The 24,246-nt window shown below is 72.4% G+C and carries 26 protein-coding genes; 18 read left to right on the top strand and 8 right to left on the bottom strand.

Annotated elements, in window-relative coordinates; genetic code table 11:
* Positions 1 to 77: 77 nt before the first annotated feature.
* Both NMK34_RS11780 and NMK34_RS11775 read left to right on the top strand, forming a co-directional pair.
* Positions 78 to 524: an SRPBCC family protein gene (locus tag NMK34_RS11780; RefSeq protein ID WP_318333407.1), complete on the top strand. Its 447-nt coding sequence runs from the start codon at positions 78 to 80 to the stop codon at positions 522 to 524.
* 90 nt (positions 525 to 614) lie between these two features.
* Positions 615 to 1,382, top strand: coding sequence for a polyprenol monophosphomannose synthase (locus NMK34_RS11775; protein WP_194801004.1), 768 nt, complete (start codon positions 615 to 617; stop codon positions 1,380 to 1,382).
* 368 nt (positions 1,383 to 1,750) lie between these two features.
* On the opposite strand, the gene NMK34_RS11770 is transcribed toward NMK34_RS11775, so the two are convergent.
* Entirely contained in the window at positions 1,751 to 3,343 is a 1,593-nt protein-coding gene (locus tag NMK34_RS11770) for an NAD(P)/FAD-dependent oxidoreductase (protein WP_318333406.1), read from the bottom strand.
* Between the two features lie 72 nt (positions 3,344 to 3,415).
* Between NMK34_RS11770 and NMK34_RS11765 the strand changes: the two genes are divergently transcribed.
* On the top strand, positions 3,416 to 4,849 hold the full coding sequence (locus NMK34_RS11765) for an aldehyde dehydrogenase family protein (RefSeq protein ID WP_318333405.1): 1,434 nt from the start codon (positions 3,416 to 3,418) through the stop codon (positions 4,847 to 4,849).
* 60 nt (positions 4,850 to 4,909) lie between these two features.
* Here NMK34_RS11765 and NMK34_RS11760 read toward each other — a convergent pair whose 3' ends face one another.
* Positions 4,910 to 5,314: a ChaB family protein gene (locus NMK34_RS11760; RefSeq protein ID WP_030499864.1), complete on the bottom strand. Its 405-nt coding sequence runs from the start codon at positions 5,312 to 5,314 to the stop codon at positions 4,910 to 4,912.
* Between the two features lie 141 nt (positions 5,315 to 5,455).
* Here NMK34_RS11760 and NMK34_RS11755 point away from each other — a divergent pair, with 141 nt between their 5' ends.
* The 5 genes from NMK34_RS11755 to NMK34_RS11735 all read left to right on the top strand — a co-directional run bounded on the left by NMK34_RS11755 (position 5,456) and on the right by NMK34_RS11735 (position 8,216).
* Complete coding sequence (locus NMK34_RS11755; RefSeq protein WP_318333404.1) at positions 5,456 to 6,478, top strand: YihY/virulence factor BrkB family protein; 1,023 nt, start codon at positions 5,456 to 5,458, stop codon at positions 6,476 to 6,478.
* Positions 6,479 to 6,535: 57 nt separating this feature from the next.
* Positions 6,536 to 6,952 (top strand): DUF2795 domain-containing protein, encoded by a 417-nt coding sequence (locus NMK34_RS11750; RefSeq protein ID WP_043325035.1) that lies wholly within the window; start codon positions 6,536 to 6,538, stop codon positions 6,950 to 6,952.
* A gap of 58 nt (positions 6,953 to 7,010) precedes the next feature.
* Positions 7,011 to 7,472, top strand: a complete 462-nt coding sequence (locus NMK34_RS11745) for an SRPBCC family protein (protein ID WP_013285389.1) — start codon at positions 7,011 to 7,013, stop codon at positions 7,470 to 7,472.
* Positions 7,473 to 7,574: 102 nt separating this feature from the next.
* On the top strand, positions 7,575 to 7,838 hold the full coding sequence (locus NMK34_RS11740) for a hypothetical protein (protein WP_030270328.1): 264 nt from the start codon (positions 7,575 to 7,577) through the stop codon (positions 7,836 to 7,838).
* A 165-nt stretch (positions 7,839 to 8,003) separates the two neighbouring features.
* Positions 8,004 to 8,216: a hypothetical protein gene (locus tag NMK34_RS11735; protein ID WP_018784964.1), complete on the top strand. Its 213-nt coding sequence runs from the start codon at positions 8,004 to 8,006 to the stop codon at positions 8,214 to 8,216.
* Position 8,217: 1 nt separating this feature from the next.
* On the opposite strand, the gene NMK34_RS11730 is transcribed toward NMK34_RS11735, so the two are convergent.
* Complete coding sequence (locus NMK34_RS11730; RefSeq protein WP_013285386.1) at positions 8,218 to 8,664, bottom strand: hypothetical protein; 447 nt, start codon at positions 8,662 to 8,664, stop codon at positions 8,218 to 8,220.
* Between the two features lie 163 nt (positions 8,665 to 8,827).
* On the opposite strand from NMK34_RS11730, the gene NMK34_RS11725 reads away from it, so the two are divergent.
* Positions 8,828 to 9,190, top strand: a complete 363-nt coding sequence (locus NMK34_RS11725) for a DUF6401 family natural product biosynthesis protein (RefSeq protein WP_318333403.1) — start codon at positions 8,828 to 8,830, stop codon at positions 9,188 to 9,190.
* Positions 9,191 to 9,250: 60 nt separating this feature from the next.
* On the opposite strand, the gene NMK34_RS11720 is transcribed toward NMK34_RS11725, so the two are convergent.
* On the bottom strand, positions 9,251 to 10,111 hold the full coding sequence (locus NMK34_RS11720; RefSeq protein WP_013285384.1) for a mechanosensitive ion channel family protein: 861 nt from the start codon (positions 10,109 to 10,111) through the stop codon (positions 9,251 to 9,253).
* Positions 10,112 to 10,311: 200 nt separating this feature from the next.
* Here NMK34_RS11720 and NMK34_RS11715 point away from each other — a divergent pair, with 200 nt between their 5' ends.
* From NMK34_RS11715 to NMK34_RS11705, 3 genes are all read left to right on the top strand, one after another.
* A complete protein-coding gene (locus NMK34_RS11715) occupies positions 10,312 to 12,465 on the top strand; it encodes a SpoIIE family protein phosphatase (protein WP_318333402.1) in 2,154 nt (717 codons plus the stop codon).
* Positions 12,466 to 12,474: 9 nt separating this feature from the next.
* Entirely contained in the window at positions 12,475 to 13,152 is a 678-nt protein-coding gene (locus tag NMK34_RS11710; protein WP_013474823.1) for an HAD family hydrolase, read from the top strand.
* A gap of 101 nt (positions 13,153 to 13,253) precedes the next feature.
* The gene (locus tag NMK34_RS11705; RefSeq protein WP_047894735.1) at positions 13,254 to 14,543 is read left to right on the top strand and encodes a cation:proton antiporter; all 1,290 of its coding nucleotides are present in this window, start codon (positions 13,254 to 13,256) and stop codon (positions 14,541 to 14,543) included.
* Positions 14,544 to 14,563: 20 nt separating this feature from the next.
* Here the strand turns inward: NMK34_RS11705 and NMK34_RS11700 are convergent, their stop codons facing one another.
* Entirely contained in the window at positions 14,564 to 15,550 is a 987-nt protein-coding gene (locus NMK34_RS11700; RefSeq protein WP_377647839.1) for an NAD(P)/FAD-dependent oxidoreductase, read from the bottom strand.
* Between the two features lie 53 nt (positions 15,551 to 15,603).
* Here NMK34_RS11700 and NMK34_RS11695 point away from each other — a divergent pair, with 53 nt between their 5' ends.
* Positions 15,604 to 15,828: a DUF3072 domain-containing protein gene (locus NMK34_RS11695; RefSeq protein ID WP_071098797.1), complete on the top strand. Its 225-nt coding sequence runs from the start codon at positions 15,604 to 15,606 to the stop codon at positions 15,826 to 15,828.
* Positions 15,829 to 15,830: 2 nt separating this feature from the next.
* Here NMK34_RS11695 and NMK34_RS11690 read toward each other — a convergent pair whose 3' ends face one another.
* Entirely contained in the window at positions 15,831 to 16,331 is a 501-nt protein-coding gene (locus tag NMK34_RS11690) for a metallophosphoesterase family protein (protein WP_114919967.1), read from the bottom strand.
* A gap of 386 nt (positions 16,332 to 16,717) precedes the next feature.
* On the opposite strand from NMK34_RS11690, the gene NMK34_RS11685 reads away from it, so the two are divergent.
* From NMK34_RS11685 to lepB, 4 genes are all read left to right on the top strand, one after another.
* Positions 16,718 to 17,143, top strand: coding sequence for a hypothetical protein (locus tag NMK34_RS11685; RefSeq protein WP_141722509.1), 426 nt, complete (start codon positions 16,718 to 16,720; stop codon positions 17,141 to 17,143).
* 9 nt (positions 17,144 to 17,152) lie between these two features.
* Entirely contained in the window at positions 17,153 to 17,812 is a 660-nt protein-coding gene (locus tag NMK34_RS11680; protein ID WP_091329013.1) for an ABC transporter ATP-binding protein, read from the top strand.
* 2 nt (positions 17,813 to 17,814) lie between these two features.
* The gene (locus tag NMK34_RS11675; protein WP_091329014.1) at positions 17,815 to 20,106 is read left to right on the top strand and encodes an FtsX-like permease family protein; all 2,292 of its coding nucleotides are present in this window, start codon (positions 17,815 to 17,817) and stop codon (positions 20,104 to 20,106) included.
* Positions 20,107 to 20,187: 81 nt separating this feature from the next.
* Positions 20,188 to 20,814, top strand: coding sequence for a signal peptidase I (gene lepB / locus NMK34_RS11670; RefSeq protein ID WP_162881525.1), 627 nt, complete (start codon positions 20,188 to 20,190; stop codon positions 20,812 to 20,814).
* A 163-nt stretch (positions 20,815 to 20,977) separates the two neighbouring features.
* Here the strand turns inward: lepB and NMK34_RS11660 are convergent, their stop codons facing one another.
* Positions 20,978 to 22,804 (bottom strand): glycoside hydrolase family 15 protein, encoded by a 1,827-nt coding sequence (locus NMK34_RS11660; RefSeq protein WP_318333401.1) that lies wholly within the window; start codon positions 22,802 to 22,804, stop codon positions 20,978 to 20,980.
* 112 nt (positions 22,805 to 22,916) lie between these two features.
* On the opposite strand from NMK34_RS11660, the gene NMK34_RS11655 reads away from it, so the two are divergent.
* On the top strand, positions 22,917 to 23,504 hold the full coding sequence (locus tag NMK34_RS11655; protein WP_318333400.1) for a general stress protein: 588 nt from the start codon (positions 22,917 to 22,919) through the stop codon (positions 23,502 to 23,504).
* A 53-nt stretch (positions 23,505 to 23,557) separates the two neighbouring features.
* On the opposite strand, the gene NMK34_RS11650 is transcribed toward NMK34_RS11655, so the two are convergent.
* Positions 23,558 to 24,142 carry a DUF1684 domain-containing protein gene (locus NMK34_RS11650; protein WP_318333399.1) on the bottom strand — a complete coding sequence of 195 codons (585 nt, stop codon included), beginning with the start codon at positions 24,140 to 24,142 and terminating at the stop codon, positions 23,558 to 23,560.
* Between the last annotated feature and the right edge of the window lie 104 nt (positions 24,143 to 24,246).

Genomic DNA, 24,246 nt, shown 5'->3' with positions numbered 1-24,246 from the left:
CCGGCGATACCCGCCGCCCCGGAGAAGCTAACCCGGATCGCCGTTAGCGACCGCCCTCGCGGGGGTACCGCTCGGTGATGGCGGTTGTGGAGAAGGTGATCGACGCGCCCCCGGAGCAGGTCTTCGAGGTGCTCGCGGACGGGTGGACGTACAGCGACTGGGTGGTGGGCACCGCGCACGTGCGGGACGTCGACGACACGTGGCCGCGCGTCGGCAGCCGGCTGCACCACCGGGCCGGGCCGTGGCCGTTCTCGCTCCAGGACAAGTCGACGGTGCTGGAGTGCCAGGCGCCGCACCGGCTGGTGCTGCGCGCCGGGCTGTGGCCGGCCGGGGAGGCGATCGTGGCGTTCGCGCTCGAGCCGCTCGACGACGGCAGGACCCGGGTGACGCTCGGCGAGGACTTCGCCGCCGGGCCGTTGCGGTGGATCCGGACCAAGCTCAACGACCTGGTGCTGCATCTTCGTAACCGGGAGACGCTGGCCCGGCTGTCCGACATCGCGACGCGGCAGAAGCCGGAGCGGTGATCGATCGCCGGCGGGGCGTCTGTGCGGCCGCCGCGCGAGGGACTGGCTACCCTCTCAGGTGAACCTGTCGGCTGACCGAGGATGTCCGTGATGATCGAACCCGTGCAGTTACCCTCCCCGTGGGGGGATGCGCGCCTGACCGTCGTCGTTCCGACCTACAACGAGGCGGGCAACCTCCCGGTGCTGGTCGAGCGCCTCCTCGCGCTGCCGCTGCCGGGGCTGAAGGTGCTGGTCGCCGACGACAACTCCCCGGACGGGACCGGCGAGGTCGCCGACAAACTGGCCATCGAGCACCCGGACCGGGTGATGGTGGTGCACCGCCCGGGCAAGGAGGGCCTCGGCCGGGCGTACGTGGACGGCATCGGCCGGGCGCTCGACGACGGCGCGGACTTCGTCGCGCAGATGGACGCCGACCTGTCGCACCCGCCGGAGGCGCTGCCCGGCATGCTCGGCGCGCTGCTGTCCACCCAGGCTTCGGTGGTCATCGGCTCCCGTTACGTGCCCGGCGGTGAGCTGGACGAGAACTGGCCGCTGTACCGGCGTGCGCTCAGCGGCTGGGCGAACCTGTACGTGCACACGCTGCTGCGGGTCCGCATCCGCGACCTGACCGCCGGCTTCAAGATCTGGCGGGCGGACGCGCTGCGCGCGATCGGGCTGGACCGGGTCCAGTCCAACGGCTACAGCTTCCAGGTGGAGATGCACTACCTCGCCACCAAGCTGGGCCACACGATCCTGGAGGTGCCGATCCGCTTCGAGGAGCGCCGCGACGGCGACTCGAAGATGACCACCGCCACGAAGATCGAGAGCGCGCTGATGCCGTTCAAGCTGCGCAGCCGGCACCGCAACCTGGACTCCTGACCCGCTCTCCCGCACCTCCACCGCGCCCTCACGCTGCGTCATTGTCACCGCGCGTGAGGGCGCGGTCGTCTCAACGCTCTCCTCGTCGGGCCCCTTTGCTCTGCAGCCATCGGCGCAGCACCGCCCTGAGCAGGACCGCTGTCCGGAGCACCGATTCGCCGGGCGCCCGCTGCGGACACGATGCGTGACCGATGCGTATGCGGCTGCAGAGCAAAGGCGGCGGCGTGGTCACACTGCCGGGGCGGCATCGGACACTCAGCGTGACGCCCCGGGACAGCCCTGAGTGGAGAAGTGCGGCGACGACGATGGCCAGTCGGCGGTCGGCCGATGCCGCTGAGCTGTCCGGGACGGGTGGAGGCGCGGGTGGGTCAGCGGTAGATGGTGCGGTGGGCGGCGGCGATCGTGCGGGCGTACACCTCGCCGGTGACCGCCCGGTCGCGTGCCAGCGCGGCGCGTGCCGCGTTCGCCCCCGGCGCGCCGTGCACGCCGCCGCCGGGGTGGGCGGAGGCGCTGGCCAGGTAGAGCCGGTCGACCGGGGTGTCGGCGCGGCCCAGGCCGGGGATCGGCCGCAGGAACAACTGCTGGTACGCCGCGGCGGTGCCCCCGCCCAGCGCTCCCCCGACCAGGCTCGGCTCGGCGGCCTCCAGGTCGGCCGGGCCGGCCACGTGCCGTCCGACGATCGACGCCCGGAACCCGGGTGCCGCCGCCTCCAGCACCTCCTCCATCCGCTCCACGTGCCCCGCGACCTCCTCGGCCCGCCAGTCGCGGCGGAACGGCAGGTGGGTGTAGGACCAGAGCGACTCGGTGCCGGGTGGTGAATGGCTCGGGTCGGCCACCGACATCTGCCCCACCAGCAGGAACGGATCCCGTGGCAGCTCGCCGCGGGCCAGCTCGGCCGCGTACGTGGTGAGCCCGTCGAGGTCGGCGCCCAAATGCACGGTGCCGGCGCCGGCCAGGTCGCGGTTCTTCCACGGCACCGGCGCGGACAGCGCCCAGTCGACCTTGAGCGTGGAGCCGTCCCACCTGAAGTGCGCCAGGTCCTCCACCATCCGGGGCGGCAGCGCCGCCGCGCCGACCAGGTCGAGGAAGAGCGCCGGGGCGGGCACGTCGGCGAGCACCGCGCGCCGGGCCCGCCAGTCGGTGCCGCCGGCGGTGCGGACGCCCATCGCCCGGCCCCGGGCGGTGAGCACCCGCTCGACCCGGGCGCCGTACGTGATCCGCCCGCCCCGCTCGACCAGCCGCGCGACGAGCGCGTCGGTGATCTTCTGGGCGCCGCCGACCGGCACCGGCCAGCCCACCTGCTGGCCGAGCATGGCGAGCAGCCAGCCGTACACGCCGGAGCCGGCGTCCTCCGGGGACAGGTCGGTGTGCAGGGCGCAGCCGGCCAGCAGGGCCGGGCCGCCCTCGCCCTCGAACAGTTCCGCGCCGAGCTTGCGGACCGGCAGCACGAGGCGGCGGGCCAGGCGGAACGCGCCGCCGACCCGGAGCTGCCGCAGCAGACCCAGCCCGCCGCGTACCGGCGGGAACGGGGTGGTGATGGTCTGCAGCATCGGCTCGGAGACCTGACACCAGTCGGCGTACGCGTGCCGCCAGCGCTCCCCGTCGCCGGGGGCGAACGCCTCCAGTGAGGCGGCGGTGGTGTCCAGGTCGCGGTTCACAACTGCGGCGCGGCCGTCCGGGAGCAGGTGCGCCAGGACGTCCGGCGCGTGCGTCCAGGACAGGCCGTGCTGTTCCAGGCCCAGCCCGTCGAGCACCGGGGAGGCGTAGCCGAGCGGGTAGAAGGAGCTGTAGAGATCGCTGAGGTAACCAGGTGCGGTCACGTACGCGGAGCGCACGGCCCCGCCGGGCACCTCGGTGGCCTCCAGGATCTCGACGTCCCAGCCGGCGTCCACCAGCAGGTTCGCGGCCACCAGCCCGTTGTGCCCGGCCCCGATGACGACGGCGTCTGCGGTGGAGGTCATCGGATCCGGCTACCCGGCCGCTCACCGGGCGAAACGCGTTTGTCCCGCCCAGGCCGGGGCAAGCACGGCCGCATGTACACGGTTGCGCAGCTCATTGGTGGGGTGTGGGGCGCCGGCGGCGAGGGCGGCGAGCTGCTCGTCCACGATCCGGCGGACGGGTCGCCGGTGACGCGGACGCCCGTCGCGACGGCCGACGAGGTGGCCAAGGCGGTGGAGGCGGCCCGGGGCGCGGCGGCGGAGTGGGCGGCGACCGCACCGGCGGAACGGGCCGCAGCGCTGCACCGGGCGGCGGACGCGGTCGAGGCGGCGGCAGACGAGCTGGCCGAGGCGACCACGGCGGAGATGGGCAAGCCGCTCGACGACGCGCGGGGCGGGGTGGCGGCGGGCGTCGGCACACTCCGACAGTACGCCGAACTGGCCCCCGTCCGGGGCGGCCGGACGCTGCACGGCGCGCACGACGCGCTGGACTTCATGGCTCCCGAGCCGCGCGGCGTGGTCGCCGCGATCACCCCGTGGAACGACCCGGTGGCGGTGTCCTGCGGCCTGCTCGGCGCGGCGCTGGTCACCGGCAACGTGGTGGTCTACAAGCCGAGCGAGCGGACCCCGGGCACCGGCTGGCTGCTGGCCCGCGCGCTGGACTCGGCGCTGCCGGCCGGGGTGCTGTCGCTGCTCACCGGCGGTGGCGAGGTGGGCGCCGCGCTGGCCGGGCAGGAACTGGACGTGATCGCGCACGTCGGCTCCACCGCCAGCGGCCGGGCGATCGCCGCCGCGGGCGCGCATACCGGGGCGAAGGTGCTGCTGGAGAACGGCGGCAGCGACCCGCTCGTGGTGGACGCGGACGTCGACCCGGTCTGGGCGGCCGACCAGGCGGCGCTCGGCTGCTTCGCCAACGCCGGTCAGATCTGCGTGGCGGTGGAGCGGATCTACGTGCACCGCGACGTCGCCGAGGGCTTCCTGGACGCGCTCGTGGCGCGCGCCGAGGCGCTCACCGTGGGCCCCGGCCGTGACCCGGGCACGCAGCTCGCGCCGCTGGTGGACCGGCGACATCGGGACCACGTGCACGGGCAGGTCACCGCCGCGCTCGCCGACGGCGCCCGGGTACGCGCCGGCGGCGTACTGCCGGACGGGCCGGGCGCGTTCTATCCGGCGACGGTGATCGAGGGCTGCCGGCACGACATGGCGCTGGTCCGCGAGGAGACGTTCGGGCCGGTCGCCCCGGTGGTGGTGGTCGACTCGTTCAGCGAGGGGCTGCGCTGCGCGGCCGACTCCCCGTACGGCCTGGCCGCCACGGTGCTGACCGGCTCGATGAGCCACGCCCAGCGCGCCTGGCGGGAGCTGCCGGTCGGCACCGTGAAGATCAATTCGGTGTTCGGCGGGGCGCCGGGTGGCGCGGCCCAGCCGCGCCGGGGCAGCGGTCAGGGCTTCGGGTACGGCCCGGAGCTGCTGGACGAGTTCAGCACCGTGAAGGCGGTGCACCTGGAGGCACCGGGCGGCGGCCACTGGTGAGACGGCACGACGCGAGCCCGGGACCGAGGCGGTCCCGGGCTCGACGCGTACCCCCAGGGGTCAGCGACCCCCGCGGGCCTTGCGGGTCGCGTTGTTGTTCGCCTTCTCGATCGCCTTGACCAGTTCCGGCTTGGTCATCCGGGACCGGCCGCGCACGTCCAGTTTCTTCGCCACCTCCATGAGGTGGTCCTTCGTGGCGTTGGCGTCCACCCCGCCGGCCGTCGGCGCGCGCCGGGCCGGGCCACCGCCTTCGGCCTGCTTGTCGCTGGGCCCCTTGCGGCCCTTGGGCTCCCAGTGGTCGCCCACCTTCTCGAACTCGTGCTTGACCGCGGCGAAGGCGGTGCGGTGCGCCCGCTCCCCCTCGCCGTACGTCTCGACCGCCGAGTCGTGCGTCTTCTCCCAGGTCCGCTGCGCCTTCGCCGGGGAGCGCCGCAGCGTGCTGGGCAGTACCTCGCGCCCGGGCATCTCGTCCTCCTCCTGGAGTCTCGATCGGGTGTCTGGTGTGGTTCCCTCCCGCCCGGCGGGCAAACCGGCACCCGGTTTGTCGATTTCCCCCCGGGGGTACCGCCCGCCCACGCCCGGTGGCGGGGCCTGGAGGAGGCGGACATGACCGTGACGACACCACAGACGGCCGGCGGCCGGACGCGGTCCCGTCTCCCGCGCCGGATCCGGCAGCTCAACTGGCGCACCTGGCGCGGTGTGCTGGTGCGCAGCGGCAGGGGTTTCGTCACCGACAACTGCGCGGACTGGGCGGCGGCGCTCACCTACTACGGCGTGCTGGCGCTGTTCCCGTCCACGATCGTGGTGGTGGCGCTGGTCGGCCTGGTCTCCGACGGCCCGCGCACCGTCGACACCGTGATCGACCTGGCCCGGGAGATCGGCGCCGGTTCGGTGGTCGGCAACGACGCGTTCGTGGGTGTGGTGCGTAACGTGGTCGAGCAGCAGGGCTCGGCGAAGGTGCTGCTCAGCTTCGGTCTGCTCGGCGCGCTCTGGTCCGCGTCCGGGTTCATCGGCGCGTTCACCCGCGCCTCCAACGCGATCTACGGGGTGCGGGAGGGCCGGCCGTTCTATCGGCTGCGCCCGTTGCAGATCGGCATGGCCGCGGTGACGATCGTGCTGCTCGCGGTGGTGGCCACCGGGCTGATCGTCAGCGGCCCGGTCACCGACGCGGTGGGGGATCTGCTGCACGCCGGTGCGGTGGCCCGCACCACGTGGTCGGTGGCGAAGTGGCCGCTGCTCGCCGTGGTCGCGATGACGCTGCTGTCGCTGCTGTTCTGGATCGCGCCGAACGTCCGCCAGCCGCGGTTCCGCTGGCTCACCCCGGGCGGCGCGCTGGCGCTCGTGGCCTGGGTGCTCGCGTCCTTCGGCTTCGGCCTGTACGTGGCGAACTTCGGCTCGTACGACGTCACGTACGGCAGTCTCGGCGCGGTCATCGCGTTCCTGGTGTGGCTCTACCTGTCCAACTGCGCGCTGATGCTCGGCGTGCAGGTGAACGCGGAGCTGCAACGCGGGCGGGCGATGCAGGCCGGGGTCGAGGAGCCGGACGACCCGGTGCTGCCGCCGCGCGCCCCGGCCGGCGACGAGAAGACGGACGGGGAGAAGACGGCCGACCGGTTGCCGCCCGGATGACCGGCTCTCCCGGGCGGCGCCGGTTTACCGGCGGTCCCCCGGGGCATCTCCCAAGGCATGGAACGTGGCAGCAGCAAGCACTCGCCCAGGGTCGACGACCAGATGAGCAGCGAGGTCAGCGGTCTCGTCCAGAGCGCCGGCACCGGCGGTTCGCGGGCCGAGGAGTTCCGGATCCCGGAGCCGGCCGGCGAGGACCAGCCGGAGGCCACCACGGCGCCGGCCGGAGAGCTGCGCAGCGGCACGCCGCAGGGCATGAGCTCCGAGGACGTCGAGGCGCGCAGCCGTCTGGGGCGGTTCATCACGATGACCGCCCTGCCCGGTGACCGGGAGGCGCTGCTGGCGAACGCACGGGAGAACGAGGCGCCGACGGACATCGTCGCCGCCCTGGAGACCCTGCCCGCTGACGCCCACTACCAGACGATCTCCGAGGTGTGGGCCGCACTCGGGCACAGGAACGAGACGACGCGCTGGTGAGCGGGCCGGCCCACGGCCCGTACGAGACACCCACCGGCGGAACAGGAGGAACCCCGACATGAGTGGCGTTACCGAGCACGTGGACGTGGACGTCCCGATCCGGACCGCGTACGACCAGTGGACCCAGTTCGAGGAGTTCCCGCACTTCATGGACGGCGTGCAGGAGGTCCGGCAGCTCTCCGACACGATGACCCACTGGACCGTCGAGATCGCGGGCGTGAAGCGCGAGTTCGACGCCGAGATCACCGAGCAGCTGCCGGACGAGCGGGTGGCCTGGCGCTCCACCGGGGGCACCCAGCAGGCGGGCGTGGTGACCTTCCACCGCCTCGACGAGGGGCACACGCGGGTCACGCTGCAGATGGAGTTCGAGCCGCACGGCGTGGTCGAGCAGGCCGGCGACAAGCTGGGCGTGGTCGACCGGCGCGCCAAGGGCGACCTGGAGCGGTTCAAGCAGTTCATCGAGCGGCGCGGTCAGGAGACCGGCGCCTGGCGCGGTGCCGTCGACCGCCCCACCCCATGAGCCACCTCCCCCGTACCCGAGTCTCCGATGGCCGCCGGCGGTGCCGGCGGCCATCGCCGTGTCCGGCCGTTTGCGATCATCCGGTCCGGGTACCGCAGGGGAATGACCGACAACGACCGCCACGTGTGGCGCGACGAGGACCGCACTCCCCTGCACGAGCTGGACCAGGCCATCGCCCGGTCGGCCACGGACGGCCAGGGCGACGACGTCACCGCCAACGACGCGGGCGAGGAGGCCGCGTTCGGGCACGGCCCGGAGGCGGTGGACCGGGGCGCCGGCCCGGAGGCCGAGCGGCGTGAGATGACCGATGCGGACCGGGCCTACCGGCCGTCGACGATCGGGCGGACCGGTCCCGACAGCATGTGATCGCCGGGCGGCTGCGGGCACCAGTGCCGATGCCCGCGGCCGCCGGATTCATGCTCGGCCGAAACGACAAGAAGTGCGGTACGGACGGCCGGGAAAACGGACAGCCCATCCAGAATCGGCCGAACGGCTGACGGCACTCCCCCTGATGCGCGCAAGACTTTCGGGATGCAACAGGGCTCCGGTTTCCTCTCCAACCGTCAGCGCAAGCTCGCGTGGCTGGGCTTCCTGCTCGCCGCGATCCAGGCTCCGGTCTCCGCCCGGTTCACCGAGGACAGCTCCTGGCTGTTCAGCCTGGTGGTGGCGCTGATGGTCGCGACCGTGATCATCGCCGACGACGGCGCCCGCCGCCGCCCGGCCGAAGCACGCTCCTCCGACTGAGTCAGCGAGTGCCGGGGCGCGCCTCGTGCCCCGGCATCCCCCGGCTGCGGCGGCGCTCCTTCATCTCCGCCTCGTATAGGTGCCGCCGGCCCTCGACCAGCTCGTCGCGGGCCTGCCGATCCAGCTCCCGGAAGAGCGCGTAGTAGCCGTCGTCGAAGTCCTCGACGATCTGGAACGTCCACCGCCCGGCGATGACGTTGCGGCCGAGCAGTTCCCTGTCGATCCGCTCGGCGAGCGCCGGGTGACCGGCGGCGCGGAACATCTCCACCGCGTCGTCGAGCATCAGGTCGGCGTGGCCGATGAGCTGGTGCAGCTCGTACAGGTGCCCACGGGCCCGCTCGACGCACTCCAGGGCCTCGCTGAGCTTGCCGAGCGCCTCGACCGTGGCGTCACTCACTCCCTCCGGGCGCCGGTGTGCCCGGTCCGGTCCGTCGGCCCGCTGTCCCATCGTGTCCCTCCGTGACCCCGGTCGCGTGCTCTGCGTACCGGACTTCTGCCCCCGCACGGGCGACTCAATCCCGCCGGACGACGCGACGGCTCCCCCGGACGACCCGGGCATCCCCCGCTCGGCCGAGGCCGGCCCCCGGCGGGCGGCGTTAGCCTCGGACACCATGCGCGTGCCGAACAACCGGGTCGCGACCCGCCGCTCCGCGGCCGTGGCCGCGCGGACGACCCTCACCTCGCTGACCGCCGCCGTCGGCACCGCCGGCCTCGCCGCGGCCTACGCGAACCCCGGGCTGCTCGCCGAGGTCGACCAGCACGCCGCCGGGGTACGCGACACCCTCGACGGCGACCGCCGCCCGCTCACCGTGGCGGCGCTGGCCGGGTACGCCGAGGGTCTGCGCGACGCGGCGGCCGAGCACGGCTGGACGCCGCCGGCCGAGCCGGACTGGTCCGCGCCGGACTGGACGCTCACCCGCCTGCTCGCGGTGTGCCTGCTGGCCCGTGGACTGGACCCGCGCCACCTGGCCTGACCCGGACACGGCTACGGGGCGCCCGCGATCGCCCCGCGGACACCCCGTCAACCGTTGCCGTCAGCCGTTCGGCCGGCGGAACTGCTGTGTCTCGTCGCCCGCCTCGCCGGAGCGGTACGTGCCCGCGCCCGACATGGACGACTGCGGCGCCGCCGGTGCCGGTTGCCCGCCCCGGTCGGCCATCCGCCGCTCGTAGTCGCCGCGGCCGGCCTGCTGCGCCTGCCGCTGCTGCCGGATCGCACGGGACTCCTCGGCGGCCCGGTGCAGCCAGCCGTCCCAGCGGTCCTGCATCGGCTTGACCAGACCACCACCGACACCGACGATCAGGATGCCGGCCACGGTGGCGAGGAACGCCACGAGCACCGGCGTGGTCACCGTGGTGGCGATGCCCACCTGGTTCAGCGCGGCGATGATGCCGAGCGCCAGGATGAAGATCGCCGTCACGTCGGCCAGCACCCGGCCGTACGAGAGCCCGCCGAGCGCACCCGAGACCAGGTCCCGGACGGCGTTGGCGATGGCGGCGGCGATCACCACGATCACGATCGCCACGAAGGCCCGCGGCAGCCAGGACACCACCCCACGGATCAGGTCGCTGATCGCGTTCGGTCCCCACACCCCGAAGGCGAACTGCAGGGTGAACAGCAGGACCGCGTAGTAGGCCAGTTTGGCCAGGATGTCGCTGGCGTCGTACTTGGTGCGTTCCAGGGCCCGTTTGACGCCGCCGCGTTCGACGGCGCGGTCGAACCCGACCCGTTCCAGTGCCGCGTCCACGATTTTGAGGACGGCTCGGGCGATGAGCCAACCCACGACGAGGATCGCGATGAACGCGATCGCCCGCGGTACGAAGAGCAGCACCGACCTCCAGAAGTCGGTCCAGGCCGCACTGATGTCGACCTGTCCGACCGCGAGGGTTTTCGGCATGATGTCCCTCCTGTCGCGTGAACTGCGCCGCCCGCATACCCGGTGACCTGGGCAGCACGCCGGGCCGGACCGGGGCAATTTCCCGACATGGCCCGCCGAACCGGCCGTGACCTGCCCGAACATCCGCGCCTGGCGGTACCCGTATCCGCCACGGACGCATGATCGGAACCACCCGGCCACGCTCCGGTTAGGCTGCGGTCATGCCAGGCACCGTCGGTCGGGTTCCCACACCGTCCGCCCCCGCACCGGGAGCGCCCACCGATCCCGTCGTCGGCGGGCAGGCGGCCGGGGCCGCTCACCCGTGGGCCGGTACGCCGCTGGGCGCCCCGCACACCTGGGACCCCGCGGTCCGCGCCGTCGCGGACGTGGTGCTCGCCTCCCCGGTCCCGATGGCCCTGCTCCTCGGCGACGACCTGGTGGTCTTCTACAACGACGGGTACGCCGAGCTGATCGGCGACCGGCACCCGGAGGCGCTGGGCCGGCCGGCGGCCGAGGCGTTCGCCGAGGTGTGGCGCGACCCGGGCGCCGGCGAGGCGCTGGAGCGGGTCTACCGGCACGGCGAGCCGTTCCTGCAACGGGAGGCGGTGCTGCCGGCCGACCGGCAGGGTCCGACGGAGCCGGCCGTGTTCACCAGGGGTCACTGCCCGGTCCGCGACTCGGCCGGCCGCATCGTCGGCGTGCTCACCGTCTCGGCGCAGACCACCCAGCTGACCCAGCAGTTGCAGAGCCTGAGCGACTTCGCGGCGGCGCTGGCCGGCACGCTCACGCTCGACGACGTGGCCCGGGTGGCACTGCGCTACTGCCTGCACTCCTTCGACGCCGACCGGGTGTCGTTCGCGGTGGACGAGGGCAGCGCGTGGCGGCTGGTTCGCCGCATCCGCGGTGAGCTGCTCGACGAGGCCGACGAACGGCTGCCCCCGCTGTGGCGGCGGATGTCCGCCGAGTCGGCGTTGCCCGCGGTGGTGACCGCGCGCAGCGGGGTCGCCTCGTTCACCGCCGACGGGCAGCCGCTGCGCGGCGTCGCGGCGGACCGGCACGACGAGAAGATCCGCGCGCTGGCGGCGCTGCCGCTGCGGACGACTGTGGTGCGGGGTTCGCTCACAGTGGGCTACCGGACGCCGCGGCCCTGGTCGCCGGCGGAACGGGCGCTGCTGGCCGCGTCCGCCGAACTCGTCGGCCAGGCCGCCGAGCGGGCCCGCCGTTTCGAGACCCAGCACGGCACCGCCCAGATGTTGCAGCGCAGCATGCTGCCGGAACGGCTGCCGGACCTGCCCCGGCTGCGCATCGCCGCGCGCTACGACCCGGGCGTGGACGGTAACGCGGCGGGCGGCGACTTCTACGACGCGTTCCTGCTGCCCACCGGTGCGCTCGGCGTGGTGCTGGGCGACGTGGCCGGGCACGACGTGCAGGCCGCCGCCCGAATGGGCCAGGTACGCGCCGCGCTGCGCGCGCTCGCCCTGGTCGACTCGCGGCCGGACGCGGTGCTCGACGGGCTGGACCGGCTGGTCGCCAGCCTCGGCGTCGAGGGCGGCACCCAGGAGCTGTTCGTGACGGTGGTCTTCGGCGTGGTCGAGGCGGACCGGGAGCTGGTCACGCTGGCCAGCGCCGGTCATCCCGCGCCGCTGATCCGCCGCGCCGGGCCCGGCGCACCGGTGGCCGAGTTCGTCGACGTGCCGCCCGCTCCTCCGCTGGGCCTGGGTGGACGGGCACGTACCGCCACCGTGCCGTTCCGGCCCGGCGACACGCTGCTGCTCTACAGCGACGGCGTGGTGGAGCGGCGCTGGCAGGACCTGGCCGCCGGGATGGCCGGGCTGGGCGCGGCGGTGACCGGGGCGGCCGGCGGCGATCCACGCGCGCTGTGCGCGGTGGCGACCGCGTCGGTGCCGGGCGCCACCGAGGACGACGTGGCGGTGCTCGCCGTCGAGTACGCGGTGCGCCCCAGCCGGTCGGCGAGCATGGAGGTGCCGGCCGAGCCGACCGCGCCGAGCCGGGTCCGGCACTGGATGACCGCGCAGCTCGGCGAGTGGCGGGTGCCGGAGGCGGTGATCGGCGCGGCGGTGCTGTGCACCAGCGAGCTGACCACGAACGCCCTGCTGCACGCCGGCACCGCCGCCCGGGTCGAGGTCGACCTGTCCGCGGAGCGGCTGCTGGTGTCGGTGGCCGACTCGGGCACCCGGGGTCAGGTCACCCGGGCGCAGACCGACACGCTCAGCAGCCGGGGCCGCGGGCTCGGCCTGATCGAGGAGCTGAGCGACGCGTGGGGCACCGACCCGGCCGTACGCGGATCGACCGTGTGGTTCGAGATCCTCATTCCGGCGGGTGAGCCGCGCGTCGGCGACGCCCCGGCCGGGTAGGAGCCGGACATGGCCGACGACAAGCGACGCGGTGTCCTGTTCGACGTGGACGGCACCCTGGTCGACACGACGTACCTGCACACGGTGAGCTGGTGGGAGGCGCTGCGCCAGGCCGACCACCGGGTGCCGATGGCGCGGATCCACAGGTCCATCGGCATGGGCTCGGACAAGCTCCTCGACCACCTGCTGGGCGCGGAGCGGGACCGGGACGCCGACGGCCGGCTGCGCGACGCGCACGACGCGCTGTACGCGGAGTACTGGGAGCGGCTGGCGCCGCTGCCCGGTGCCCGGGAACTGCTGCGCGCCTGCGCCGAGCGCGGGCTGCGGGTGGTGCTGGCGACCTCGGCCGCCGAGCACGAGGTGACAGCGCTACGGGCCGCGCTGGACGCGGACGACGTGATCGACTCGGTCACCTCGTCGGCCGACGCGCAGGAGAGCAAGCCGGCGCCGGACATCCTGGTCGCCGCGCTTGAGCAGTCGGGGCTGACCGCCGAGCGGGTGGTGTTCGTCGGCGACTCGGTCTGGGACGTGGCAGCCGCCGGCAAGCTGGACATCCCCTGCATCGGCCTGACCTGCGGCGGCACCGGCCGGGCGGAGCTGGCCGGCGCGGGCGCGGTGGCGGTCTACGACGACCCGGCGGCGCTGCTGCACGCCCTGCCGGACAGCGCCATCGGCACGCTCGGCTGACCGGCCGGTCGACCGGCGGGCACGCGCACGCTTAACCGGACCCGCTTCGGGGCACTGCTGGACTCCACCGCCCGGCCGCCGGGCGCCGGAAGGGTGGTGTCGTGGAACCGGTCGATGTCGCGTTCGCTCTGCTGGGCGTCGGTGCGCTGCTGGCCGGGGTGCTACCCCGGGTGCTGGAGCGGCGGCCGCTGTCGATGCCGATCGCGTTCCTCGGGCTCGGCATGCTCGTGTTCGTGCTGCCCACCGGTCTGCCCACACCGGACCCGCTGCGCTGGCCGGAACTGACCACCCACCTCACCGAGGTCGGGGTGATCGTCGCGCTGATGGGCGCCGGCCTGAAGATCGACCGTCCGCTGAGCTGGGCCCGCTGGTCGTCGACGTGGCGGCTGCTGGCGATCGCCATGCCGCTGTGCATCGCCGCGGTGGCGCTGCTCGGCTGGTGGTGGGCCGGTCTGGTGCCGGCCGCGGCGCTGCTGCTCGGCGCGGCACTCGCGCCCACCGACCCGGTGCTCGCCTCCGACGTGCAGGTGGGCGAACCGACAGATGTGGAGGACTCGGAGGACGAGGTGCGCTTCGCGCTCACCTCGGAGGCGGGCCTGAACGACGGGCTCGCCTTCCCGTTCGTGTACGCGGCCATCGCGATCGCCACCACCGGGCTCGCGCCGTCCGGCTGGCTCGCCGAGTGGTTCGCGGTGGACGTGTTCTACAAACTCGCCGCCGGGGTGGGCGGCGGGCTGCTCGTCGGCTGGCTGCTCGGCAAGCTGTTCTTCCGTGCCCCGAGCAAGCTGCGGCTGGCCCGGCACTCCGAGGGCTTCCTCGCGCTGGCCGCGACGTTCCTCGCGTACGGGCTGGTCGAGGTGATCGGCGGGTACGGCTTCCTGGCCGTGTTCGTGGCCGCCCGCGCGATCCGGGCCGCCGAGCGTACGCACGAGTTCCATTCCGTGCTGCACGACTTCGCCGAGCAGGTGGAGCGGCTGCTCACGGTGCTGTTGCTGCTGCTGTTCGGCGGCGCGGTGATCGGCGGGCTGCTCGCGCCGCTGACCTGGCCGGCGGCACTGGCCGGGCTGGCGCTGGTGCTGGTGATCCGGCCGCTGGCCGCGTGGCTGTCGCTGCGCGGGGCGCCGGGCAGACCGGCCGAGCACTGGGTGATCTCGCTGTTCGGCATCCGCGGCGTCGGCTCGTTCTACTACCTGGCGTACGCCACCAGCAAGACCGACTTCCCGCAGGCGGATCTGGTCTGGGCCACAGTCGGTCTCGTGGTGGTGGTGTCGGTGGTGGCGCACGGGATCGCCGCGACACCGGTCATGCAGTTGCTGGACCGGGAGGGCGAACGCACCGGCGAGGACACACGGGCCGGGTCGGCGGCGCAACCGGTGGGCGCCACCGGCTGACCTGCCCGGGCCGAGGGCTCTCAGCCCAGCCGGGCGGCGAGCGCGCGGCCCAGGTCCCGTCCGGAGCGCCAGGCGGTCTGCACGCGCGGGCGGCCGAACGCGTCACCGGCCAGGCCGATGCCGTCGTCGTCCAGGTGGAACGTGGCGCTCCCGGCGTGCGCGGCCGGGGACGCGTACGTCCAGCGGTGCACGTGGGCCGACACCGCCGGCTCGGGCAGTCCGAGCAGGTCGCGGACCGCCTGCTCGATCGCCGGGCGGGCGGCTGTGGGCTGGAGCAGGTGCCCGGCGGCGAACTCGGCTGTGGTGTGCGCGACGAGCACCGGCGCGCCGTCACCACGGCGGTCGCCGTCGTCGCAAACCAGGCTGAGTACGGGGTGGCCGTTGACGAACGCCCCGCGGAAGTCCGTCCAGCGGCGGGCCGGGAAGTGCAGCACCCCGCTCAGCGCCGGCGACCAGCGTTGCGCGGCCACCGCCCGGGTCGCCTCGGCCAGCGCCGGGTCCAGCAGCAGCGCCGCCTGCGGGCCGGGCATGGCGAGCACGACCGCCTCGGCCTCGGTGCCGTCCACCCGGAGGCCGGGCTCGACGCTCATCACCAGCCGGTCGTGCGTCACCGGCAGGTCGCCTGCGAGCTGCTCGACGAGTGAGCGCAGCCCGCGCGGGGCGGCCCAGCGCATCGGGCCGGTGACCTGCTCGCGCCCGCCCGGCCCGTACGCGACGAGCGTGTCGGTCCACTCCCGCGCCAGCCCAGCGGCCCGCCACCGGTCCACCACGGCGGCGAAGTCCGGGTCGTCCACCGTGAAGTACGCGGCGCCCAGGTCGGCCGGGCGGCCGTCGAAGCGCTTGCTGGCCATCCGCCCGCCGGTGACCCGGGCCCGTTCGCGTACCCGCACCGGGACACCGGCCCGCGCCAGCTCGGTCGCGCACGCCACCCCGGCGATGCCCGCGCCGACCACCACCACGCCCGCCCGCTCCGCCGTCACCAGCTGATCGTAGGCGGCGGGCGGCATGAACCAGCCGGGCCGGGGGTAGTGGTACACCTGTTCGAGGAGAGGTGATCAGCATGGCCGACCACGCCAACACCAACGGCAGGAACGTGAACCCGGACGCCGCCGTCAAGGACCCGGACGACTGGGTCACCGGCGACGAGCCGCCCACCGCCGCCCAGGAGTCGTACCTGCACACCCTGGCCCAGGAGGCGGGCGAGCCGGTGCCGGAGGGCCTGACCAAGGCCGAGGCGTCCCGGCGGATCGACGAGCTCCAGGCGGAGACCGGCCGGGGCCGCTGAGGTCAGCGCGGGGGCAGGCGGTGCAGTTCGACCCGGTCGAGCCGCCCCGCCGCCACCCGCGCGGTCAGGTAGGTGGCGTACGGCTGCGTCCGCCGGTCGGTGGGTGAGCCGGGGTTGAGCAGGCGCAGACCACCCGGGGCGACCGTGTCCCAGGGGATGTGCGAGTGCCCGAAGACGAGCAGGTCGCAGTCGCCGTACGCGGCGGCGCAGCGCTCCTCGCGGCGGGTCTTCGGGCCGGTCTCGTGCACCACGGCGACCCGCAGGCCGTCCAGCTCGACCCGGGCCACCTCGGGCAGCCGGGCGCGCAGCTCCGGCCCGTCGTTGTTGCCGTACACGCCGACCAGGCGGCGCGACCGCTCCTCCAGCGCGTCCAGCAGCGCCACGTCCACCCAGTCCCCCGCGTGCACCACGACGTCCGCGGCCTCCACGGCCGCCCACAGCACCGCCGGAAGATCCCGCGCCCGCTTCGGCACATGTGTGTCCGCCATGATCACGAGATCCACCGGACCATCCTCCCGCATCGCCCGCGCATCCACCGGCGACCCACCAAGGTGAGAGCGCTCAGATTGCTCTACGGCAGGGTCGCAAGCGCTTGCGGAAAAGGGGTTGACCCCGCCGCCATCGCCCCAATTACTGCGAGCTCAAAAGATGCCGAGCTCGCTCCAGAAAGCACCGTCCATCAGCCCGGTCGCTCACCGGATCACTCGCGTGCTAAACTCGATGTGACCCAAGTCACACCAAAGCGGGCAACGATCAACCGGTGGAAATTCTATCCTCTTATCACGAACGCGATGACTCCTATCGATCAAGGGCCGGGCTTCGTCCGTTCGCATTCCGATGCAATCGGGCGCGACTGCGCCTATTGCGACCACCAATTGCGGAGGTTCGGTTGAATAGACGATTAAAACTGGCCGGATCCGTCGTCGCGTTCGCGGCGGTCTTCACCTTCGGCGCCGCTACCGCTGCATTCGCGGGCGGTTCGTTGAACCTGAAGACGAGCAGCAGCAACGAGGGCAGCTTCTCGGGAAGCTGGACGCTGTACCCGGCGGGTACTGCTCACGGCGGCTTCTACGTATCCGGCTCGGTGTGTGACAACAAGAACGACGGAAACGGCGTCTACGGCCAAGGCCGCGTCGACGGGTACGGATGGTCCTCGAAGCGCGGCGACAGCAACGGCAGCTCTGCCGGTTGCGGCAGCGAGGGCCGCGAGTTCTACGACAGTTCGGCGACTCGCGTCAGCAAGGGTCAGTACCAAGTCTGTGTCGACGACATCGGATCGGACACCTGCGGCGTCTCTCAGTGGTACTACCGTTAAGGATAGAACATGCTGTCTGCCCGTGACATCGGGCTGAGCTACGGCAGCACGGTGGCGCTGGCCGGTGCCAGCGCCACCGTGGCCGAAGGCTCTGTCGTCGCACTCGTGGGACCCAGCGGCTCGGGAAAGTCTTCGATGCTTTATTGCATGGCGGGCCTGCTACGACCGAACGCGGGTGAAATCCTCTTCAAGGACGTCCGCATCGACGAACTCAGCGAAAACGCGCGCGCCGATCTGCGGCGAAAAGAGTTCGGCTTCGTCTTTCAGTTCGCCGAGCTGGTGCCGGAACTGACACTTCGGCAGAACATCGCTCTGCCCCTGGAACTCAACAATGTTGCTCGCGCCACAGTGAAGGGCCGAGTCACCGAACTCGTGGAACTGCTCGGCATCGCGGATCAAGCTGACCGTCGACCTGCCCAGGTCTCAGGTGGGCAGGCGCAGCGTGCCGCAGTGGCGCGGGCGATCGCCCACCGCCCGAGCATGCTTTTCGCCGACGAGCCGACGGGGGCCCTCGATTCCGTCAACGGGGAGATCGTGCTCGACGCCCTCCTCGACCTGGCACGAAAGAGCGGCACCACCATCGTTCTGGTCACCCACGACCAACGCGTCGCCGACCGAGCAGACCGAGTGATCGTAATGCGCGACGGACGGACGGCTGACGATCAATGACAGTGCGGTTGGCCCTGCGGCTCCTACGCGGCGGCGGACGCTCCGGCGTCCTGCGCCTTGTTCTCGTCATCTGCGGCATCGCGCTCGGGGTGGTGGCGAGCTGCCTGGTAGCAGTCCTACCCGGCGTCCTCGACAACCGCGCTGAGGTGATGAACGCGCGAGATCCCCAACCTGCCGCCGACGGTCAGGATCATCTGTTCGTATTCAGTCCTGCTGTCGACGTCTGGAAAGGTCAGCGGCTCGGCCGGCTGTTCATCGCAGATGTCCGGCCAGGTACTGCCGCAGCTCCGGGGGTCGAACGGTTACCTGGGCCCGCCGAAGTGGTTGCCTCCCCCGCCTTGGCCGCCGCACTTCGCAGCGACCCGGAACTGCGGACGGTGGTGCCGGGGCACGTCATCGGGGAGATCAAGCCTTCGGGCCTCGTCGACCAGCATGAGCTGTTCGCCTACGTCGGAGTGGCGGTGGACGAGGTCACCGAGCCGCACGACGGCGTGGGCTTCGGGACCTACGACACATTGACCTTGAAAAAGCAGCAGACGGGGCTCACCCAGAGTCTGGCCCTTCTCGTGCTGCCGCCGGTGGTCGCCTACCTCGTCGTCTGTGGACGGCTGGCGTCCGCCACCCGGGCCAGGCGCTACTCGGCGCTGCGCTTGATCGGCGTCAGAAGCGACACCGCTCTTCGGCTGGCATTTGTCGAGTCCGCTATTCTCGGCATTGCGGGCGCACTGCTCGGCATCCTGCTCTTCGAACTGCTGCATCCCCTGCTTGCCGAGAGCAATGCTCTCGGCTTCACGTGGTTTGCGCAGAATGCTCGCTTCGGTCCCGTCGCCACAACGCTGCTAGTGATTGCCGTCGGTGTTACGGCGGGTCTGGTGGGATCGGCCGGGCTACGCCGCAGCCTGGCCCGACCGCTGACCGCACGTGTCGATGTCGCCGAGCCGAAGCCTCGCCCATTCCTGCTGCTTCCTCTCATTTTCGGGTTCGGGGCGGTCTCCTTCCTTCTCCTCTCGGCCCCGCAGAACGTCGCACGAGGCACCCGGCTGGCCATGTCCGACACCACCGCCTACGTCGCCATCGGCGCGGTGGCGATAATGCTGCTTGGCCTGCTGTTGGGCCTGCGGCCAATCATCGCGGCCTCTGCGCGACTGCTGTCCGTCGCCCGCTTGCCGCTCTCGGTCCGGATGGCCGGCAGCAGGCTCGCACTGCAGCCAGCCACCACCCTGCGCCTGCTCACCGGGCTCGCCCTGCTGGTGCTTGTCGCCGGCGTCAGCTCAGGGGTTCTCAAGGACATGGAACTCCGCTCCAACCCGCAAGCCGAGAACTACAGCGTCGACATCGAGGGAGTCGCAGAGGCGAGCACCGCAGCCCGGGAAACCATCTTCGACCTTCCCGCACGCTTCAAATGGAATTCGCAGAGCAGCATCGTGGACTTCTCGGCCCCGCCGGCTGGGGACGGCGTGGTGGCCCAGGCCAGGGCGGCAGGCTACCGACTTGTCACGATCAACTGTTCGAGTCTTCGACAACTGGTGCGCATGCCGCTGACGGAATGCCGTTCCGGCGAGACCTACCGACTCACGGGCACCGAGATGGTGGGAACCGCTTTCGAGATCCCGCCTGGCACGGAGTTCGACTTCGCACGCGCCGACGGCGGCAAGGAACTCGTCAAGGTGCCGGAGCAACGGTTGGTCGTGCCGGATGATGCCCCATTCCCGATCCAGGCATTTGGGGCCTTGTACATCGCCACGGACGGCCCCGCGTTCGGATGGTCCAAAGAGGTCAGTTCCAGCTTCCTGGTGGAGCCCGACCCGCAGAAGCTCACCGACTTCAAGACCGCCGTCGCAAGGATCGCACCCACCATGAAGGTGCGCGTCTGGGGTGAGGATCTCGATCTGATGGAGTTGGTACGCAACCAACGCGGCGTCATCAGCTTCGGCGTGTTCGTCGGCTTCCTGGTCGCGATCATCGCCTTCGGGGTCGCGGTCATAGATCACGCGACAGAACGCCGGCGGGACGTGGCCGTGCTGATGGTGGTCGGCATGCGGAAACGCACCATCAGAGCCATACAGATCACGCAACTTCTCGCGGCTCTCGTCACCGTGCTGACCGCGTCTGCGATCGCCAGCTATCTCGCCGGCAACCTGGCTCTGCGGCTCAACGACGTCAACCGCGACTGGTATGCGGGCCCGTTGGATGCCATGGCGCCGTTCCTGGTGAGTTCGCTTGTGGTGGCTGTAGTGACAGGAAGCTTCGTGGTCGTGCGACGGCTGCGTTCAGAGGATCTGAAGAGGGAGTAGGCAGTGGCGGTTCAACAGGCTCAAGAACCAAGGATGCGGAACCGGCCGCAGGTGTTTCGACGTCTCCTGCTCGTACCTCTGGTGGGAATCCTGCTGGCGCTAGCCGGACTCACAATGATCAACAGCCGGTACGACTTTTTCCGGCAGCCTGCATACACGATGGCGCCAGCACTGCCGATGGGCCGAACAGTCGTGGTCGACACCGCCGACCGATCTCGGCCGAATCGTGGCGACATCGTCCTACTCGACCGTGGCCGATGGCCGGGCGAGCCGGACGGCGGCAAGTCTCTGCTGCGGGTGGCAGGGCTGCCCGGCGACAAGCTCTCCTGCTGCGACGACCGGGCCGCATTGGAGGTAAACGGCACAAGGATCGGGCCGATGGCACCAGCAGCGACCGCACCGTTCGAGTCGACGGTGCCGGCCGGACGCGTCTTCGTAACCGGCGACAACTCGGAGTTGGCGAAGGACTCCCGCTTCTTCGTGTCGGAGCAGTCGGGGACGCTACCGCTGGACGCGGTGAAGGGGAGAGCGGTCGGCACGATCCTGCCCGTCGGGGATGCTGGCGCGCTGAATGGTGCCTCGATGACATACTTCTATCTGATGGCGCTGATCACGGGCATCGGCGTGCTCACTTTCCTGGTCGGAGCCGCGGCCGCTTGGATGCGTCGACCCAGGCAGTACGTGGAGTCGCAGCCTCAGGTCAGTTGAACTCTGTTGGTGGCGCGCAGGCTCCCGACGGCCAGCCCGCGCGCCACCAACAACACGTAGCGGCCACGTCGGCCCCTTCACGGCCGAACTCGATCGCGGTGGCCTGGCCGATGCCCGAGTCCGAGCCGGTGATCAGGGCGGGTCCTACCCACCAGTCATCCGGTTACTCCTCCGTGCGGGCCACGCCGGTCGGCACGGCCGGTCGGTCGTCCCCGAACCGCGCGGCGGCGTCCGTTATGCGGCCGGCGGCGGTGATCAGGCCGATGTGCGAGTACGCCTGCGGGAAGTTGCCCATCTGCTCGCCGGTGTCCGGGTCGATCTGCTCGGCGTACAGGCCGAGGTCGTTGGTGCGGGCGGCGAGGCGCTCGAACAGCCGCCGGGCCCGGTCCAGCTCCCCCGCCTCGGCCAGGCAGGCGGCCAGCCAGAACGAGCAGATCACGAACCCGGCCGGGTCGCCGTCGAAGCGGCGCAGCAGCCCGTCGCGGGACAGCCGCCGCTCCAGCACGTCCATCGTGGCGCGCATCCGCGGATCGCTCGCCGGCAGGAAGCCGACCAGCGGCATGACCAGCACCGAGGCGTCCAGGGCGTCGGAGCCGAACGCCCCGGTGTACGCGCCGGCCCGCTCGTTCCAGCCGTGGGTGAGCACCGCCTCCCGTACCTCGTCGCGCGCGGCTGCCCAGCGCGCCACGTCGGCGGGCTCGCCGATCCGGGAGCCGAACCGCACCGCCCGGTCCAGCGCGGTCCAGCACTCCACCTTCGACGACACGTAGTGGCGCTCCGGGCCGCGCCCCTCCCACATCCCCGCGTCGGGCCGGTGCCAGCCGCGCTCGGCCTGGTCGGCGAGTGTCCGCAGCAGGTCGCGGACCTCCGGCGACATCGGGTCGAGGTAGTACCGCATCAGCCACGCGGCGTCGAGCACCTCGCCCAGCACGTCGTTCTGCCGCTGCCGCCAGGCGTCGTTGCCGACGAGCACCGGCCGGCTGTGCTCGTACCCGGCCAGGTGGTCGAGGTCGTGCTCGGTCAGGTCCCGCTCCCCCTCGACGCCGTACATGACCGGCACCGGCTCGTCGCCGATCCGGCCCATCGCCCGGGCCACCCAGGTGAACTGCCGGTCCGCCTCGTCCGGGCAGGCGGCCCGCCACAGCGCCTGGAGCGTGAGGCTGAAGTCGCGCAACCAGACGTAGCGGTAGTCGTAGTTGCGGTCGCCGCCGGGCCGCTCCGGCACCGAGGTGGTGGCCGCCGCGACGACCGCGCCGCTGGGCGCGTACGTCATGCCCTGCACTGCGAGCGCGCTGCGCCGCACCTCGTCGCGGTACTCGCCCTGGTAGTCGTGCAGCGCCGACCAGGACCGCCAGGCGGCGACGGTCTCGGCCACCGTCTCGGCGGCGTCGGGCAGTGCGGGTGCGGCGCCGGCGTACGTCGGGGCGTACCCGAGGGTGAAGCGGTGGGTGCTGCCGGCGCGGGCGGTGAACTCCCCGGTGGCGGCTCCCCCGGCGATGGTCAGCGGGACGTCGGCGCGCAGCTCCAGGCGGCAGGCGCCGGCGGTGGCGGCGACCACGCCGTCGCACTCGGTCAGGTAGGCGCCGACCCGGCCGTACTCGAACCGCGGCGCGTACTCGACGCGCATCGGCACCTCGCCGGTGAGCCCCTCGACCAGCCGGGCGAGCACCCGGGGTGAGCGCATCCCGATGTCGTGACCCCGCGCGCCGTGCTCCAGCGCGAGCGCGTCGGTGACGGCGACCGTGCCGGTCGCCGTGGTGAAGACGGTACGCAGCACCAGCGTGTCGTCCAGGTAGGACCGGGTGCTGGTGGCCGCGCCCTCGGGGCGGATGCTCCAGTGTCCGGCGTCGGAGTCGAGCAGCCGCCCGAACACCGACGGCGCGTCGAACCGGGGCGGGCACCACCAGTTGACCGCGCCCTCGCGGTCGACCAGGGCCGCGCTGCGCCCGTCGGCGAGGAAGCCGTGGTCGCTGATCCGTCGGGTCGGCACGGATGTGGCTACCCGGCCCGGGGCATCGGCATGCCTCGCCACATCGGTCCGGCCCGGTGCGTTACCGCTGCCCGGCGACGGGAACGCGGCGGGTTGACGAAGGAGGATGCTCATGACCAGACCCTCGACTCCGACCGCGGCCTGGCAACCCGGAATGCCGGGCAGCGACAACCTCCCGTCCGGCCCGGGCGGTCGCCCGACGCCGCCGAGCGGGGACGGGCACGGACCGCCTGCTGGTTCGGCGACCGTCACAATCGGCTCGTACCCGGACTATCCGTCCGCCCAGCGCGTCGTGGACTATCTGGCCGACAACCGGTTCCCGGTGGAACGTACCTCGATCGTCGGTACGGACCTCACGCTGGTGGAGACCGTGATGGGACGGCTCACCACGGGCCGGGCGGCCCTGCTCGGGGCCGGCACCGGCGCCTGGTTCGGTCTGTTCATCGGCTTGTTGTTCGGCATCTTCACGGCCGGCAACTGGCTGGCGGTGATCCTGGTCGGGCTGGTGATCGGCGCGATCTGGGGTGCGGTGTTCGGCGCTGTCGCGCACGCGATGAGCGGTGGGCAGCGTGACTTCACCTCGGCGAGTTCGCTGCGGGCCGCCCAGTACGCGGTCACTGTGGACGCGGAGCTGGCCGGTCAGGCCCAGCAGCTGCTCAGCCGGATGCACCTGACACCGACCGGCGCCACCGCCCGCTGACTGGCGGTACGCGGCATCGAGGGAGGGCCCCGCCGGGGTCCTCCCTCGCCGCGTCAGTGGTACGCCCGCTCCCCGGCCCGCAGCGGCACGTCCACCCGGTTCTCCGGCGGCGCCAGCGGGCAGGCCCACCTGTCGTCGTAGGCGCAGCTGGGGTTGTAGAGGTAGTTGGCGTCCAGCCGGACCCGGTCGCCGGGGAGCACTGTCAGGCCCCGGCCGAAGGTGCCCTTGACCGTGTCGGTGAGGTACCGGCCCCCGCCGTACGAGCCGTCGCCGCAGGTGCCGTCGCGCAGCGGCAGGAACAGCCCGCCCCCGTACGCCTCGATCCACCAGAGCGTCAGCGGGCCCCACGGCGTCCCGGCGACCGCCACCCGCCGGTACGCGACCACGCCGTCCGGGCCACCGGTGTCGATGCGCAGCTCACCGGAGGCCGGTCGCAGCGGCGCCTCGACCACCGCCGACGGGTCGGGCGGGTACCAGCGCAGGCCGGTGAAGCCGGGCCGGTCGGCGGGCGGCACCGGGCTGCTGGGGTGGGTTCGGAACAGTTCGTCGCGCGCGGCCCGGAACCCGGCCAGGTCGAGGTCGGACAGGTAGAGCCGGGCCACCCGCTCCCGCCAGTCGAGCAGGTCGAGATCGTCCATCCCCCGACCCTAGCCCGGGTCACCCGTTCAAGTTTTGAAGAGCCCCCCGAACCTGGCCGTCCGAGCGCGACGGGGCCACTTGTTTAAATTTTAAATAGTGCTAC

Origin of the sequence: Micromonospora sp. BRA006-A (assembly GCF_033433935.1) — a bacterium.
Taxonomy (GTDB): Bacteria; Actinomycetota; Actinomycetes; order Mycobacteriales; family Micromonosporaceae; genus Micromonospora; species Micromonospora aurantiaca.
The sequence above is the reverse complement of the archived record's forward strand: the minus strand, read 5'-3'. Positions and strand labels throughout refer to the sequence as shown.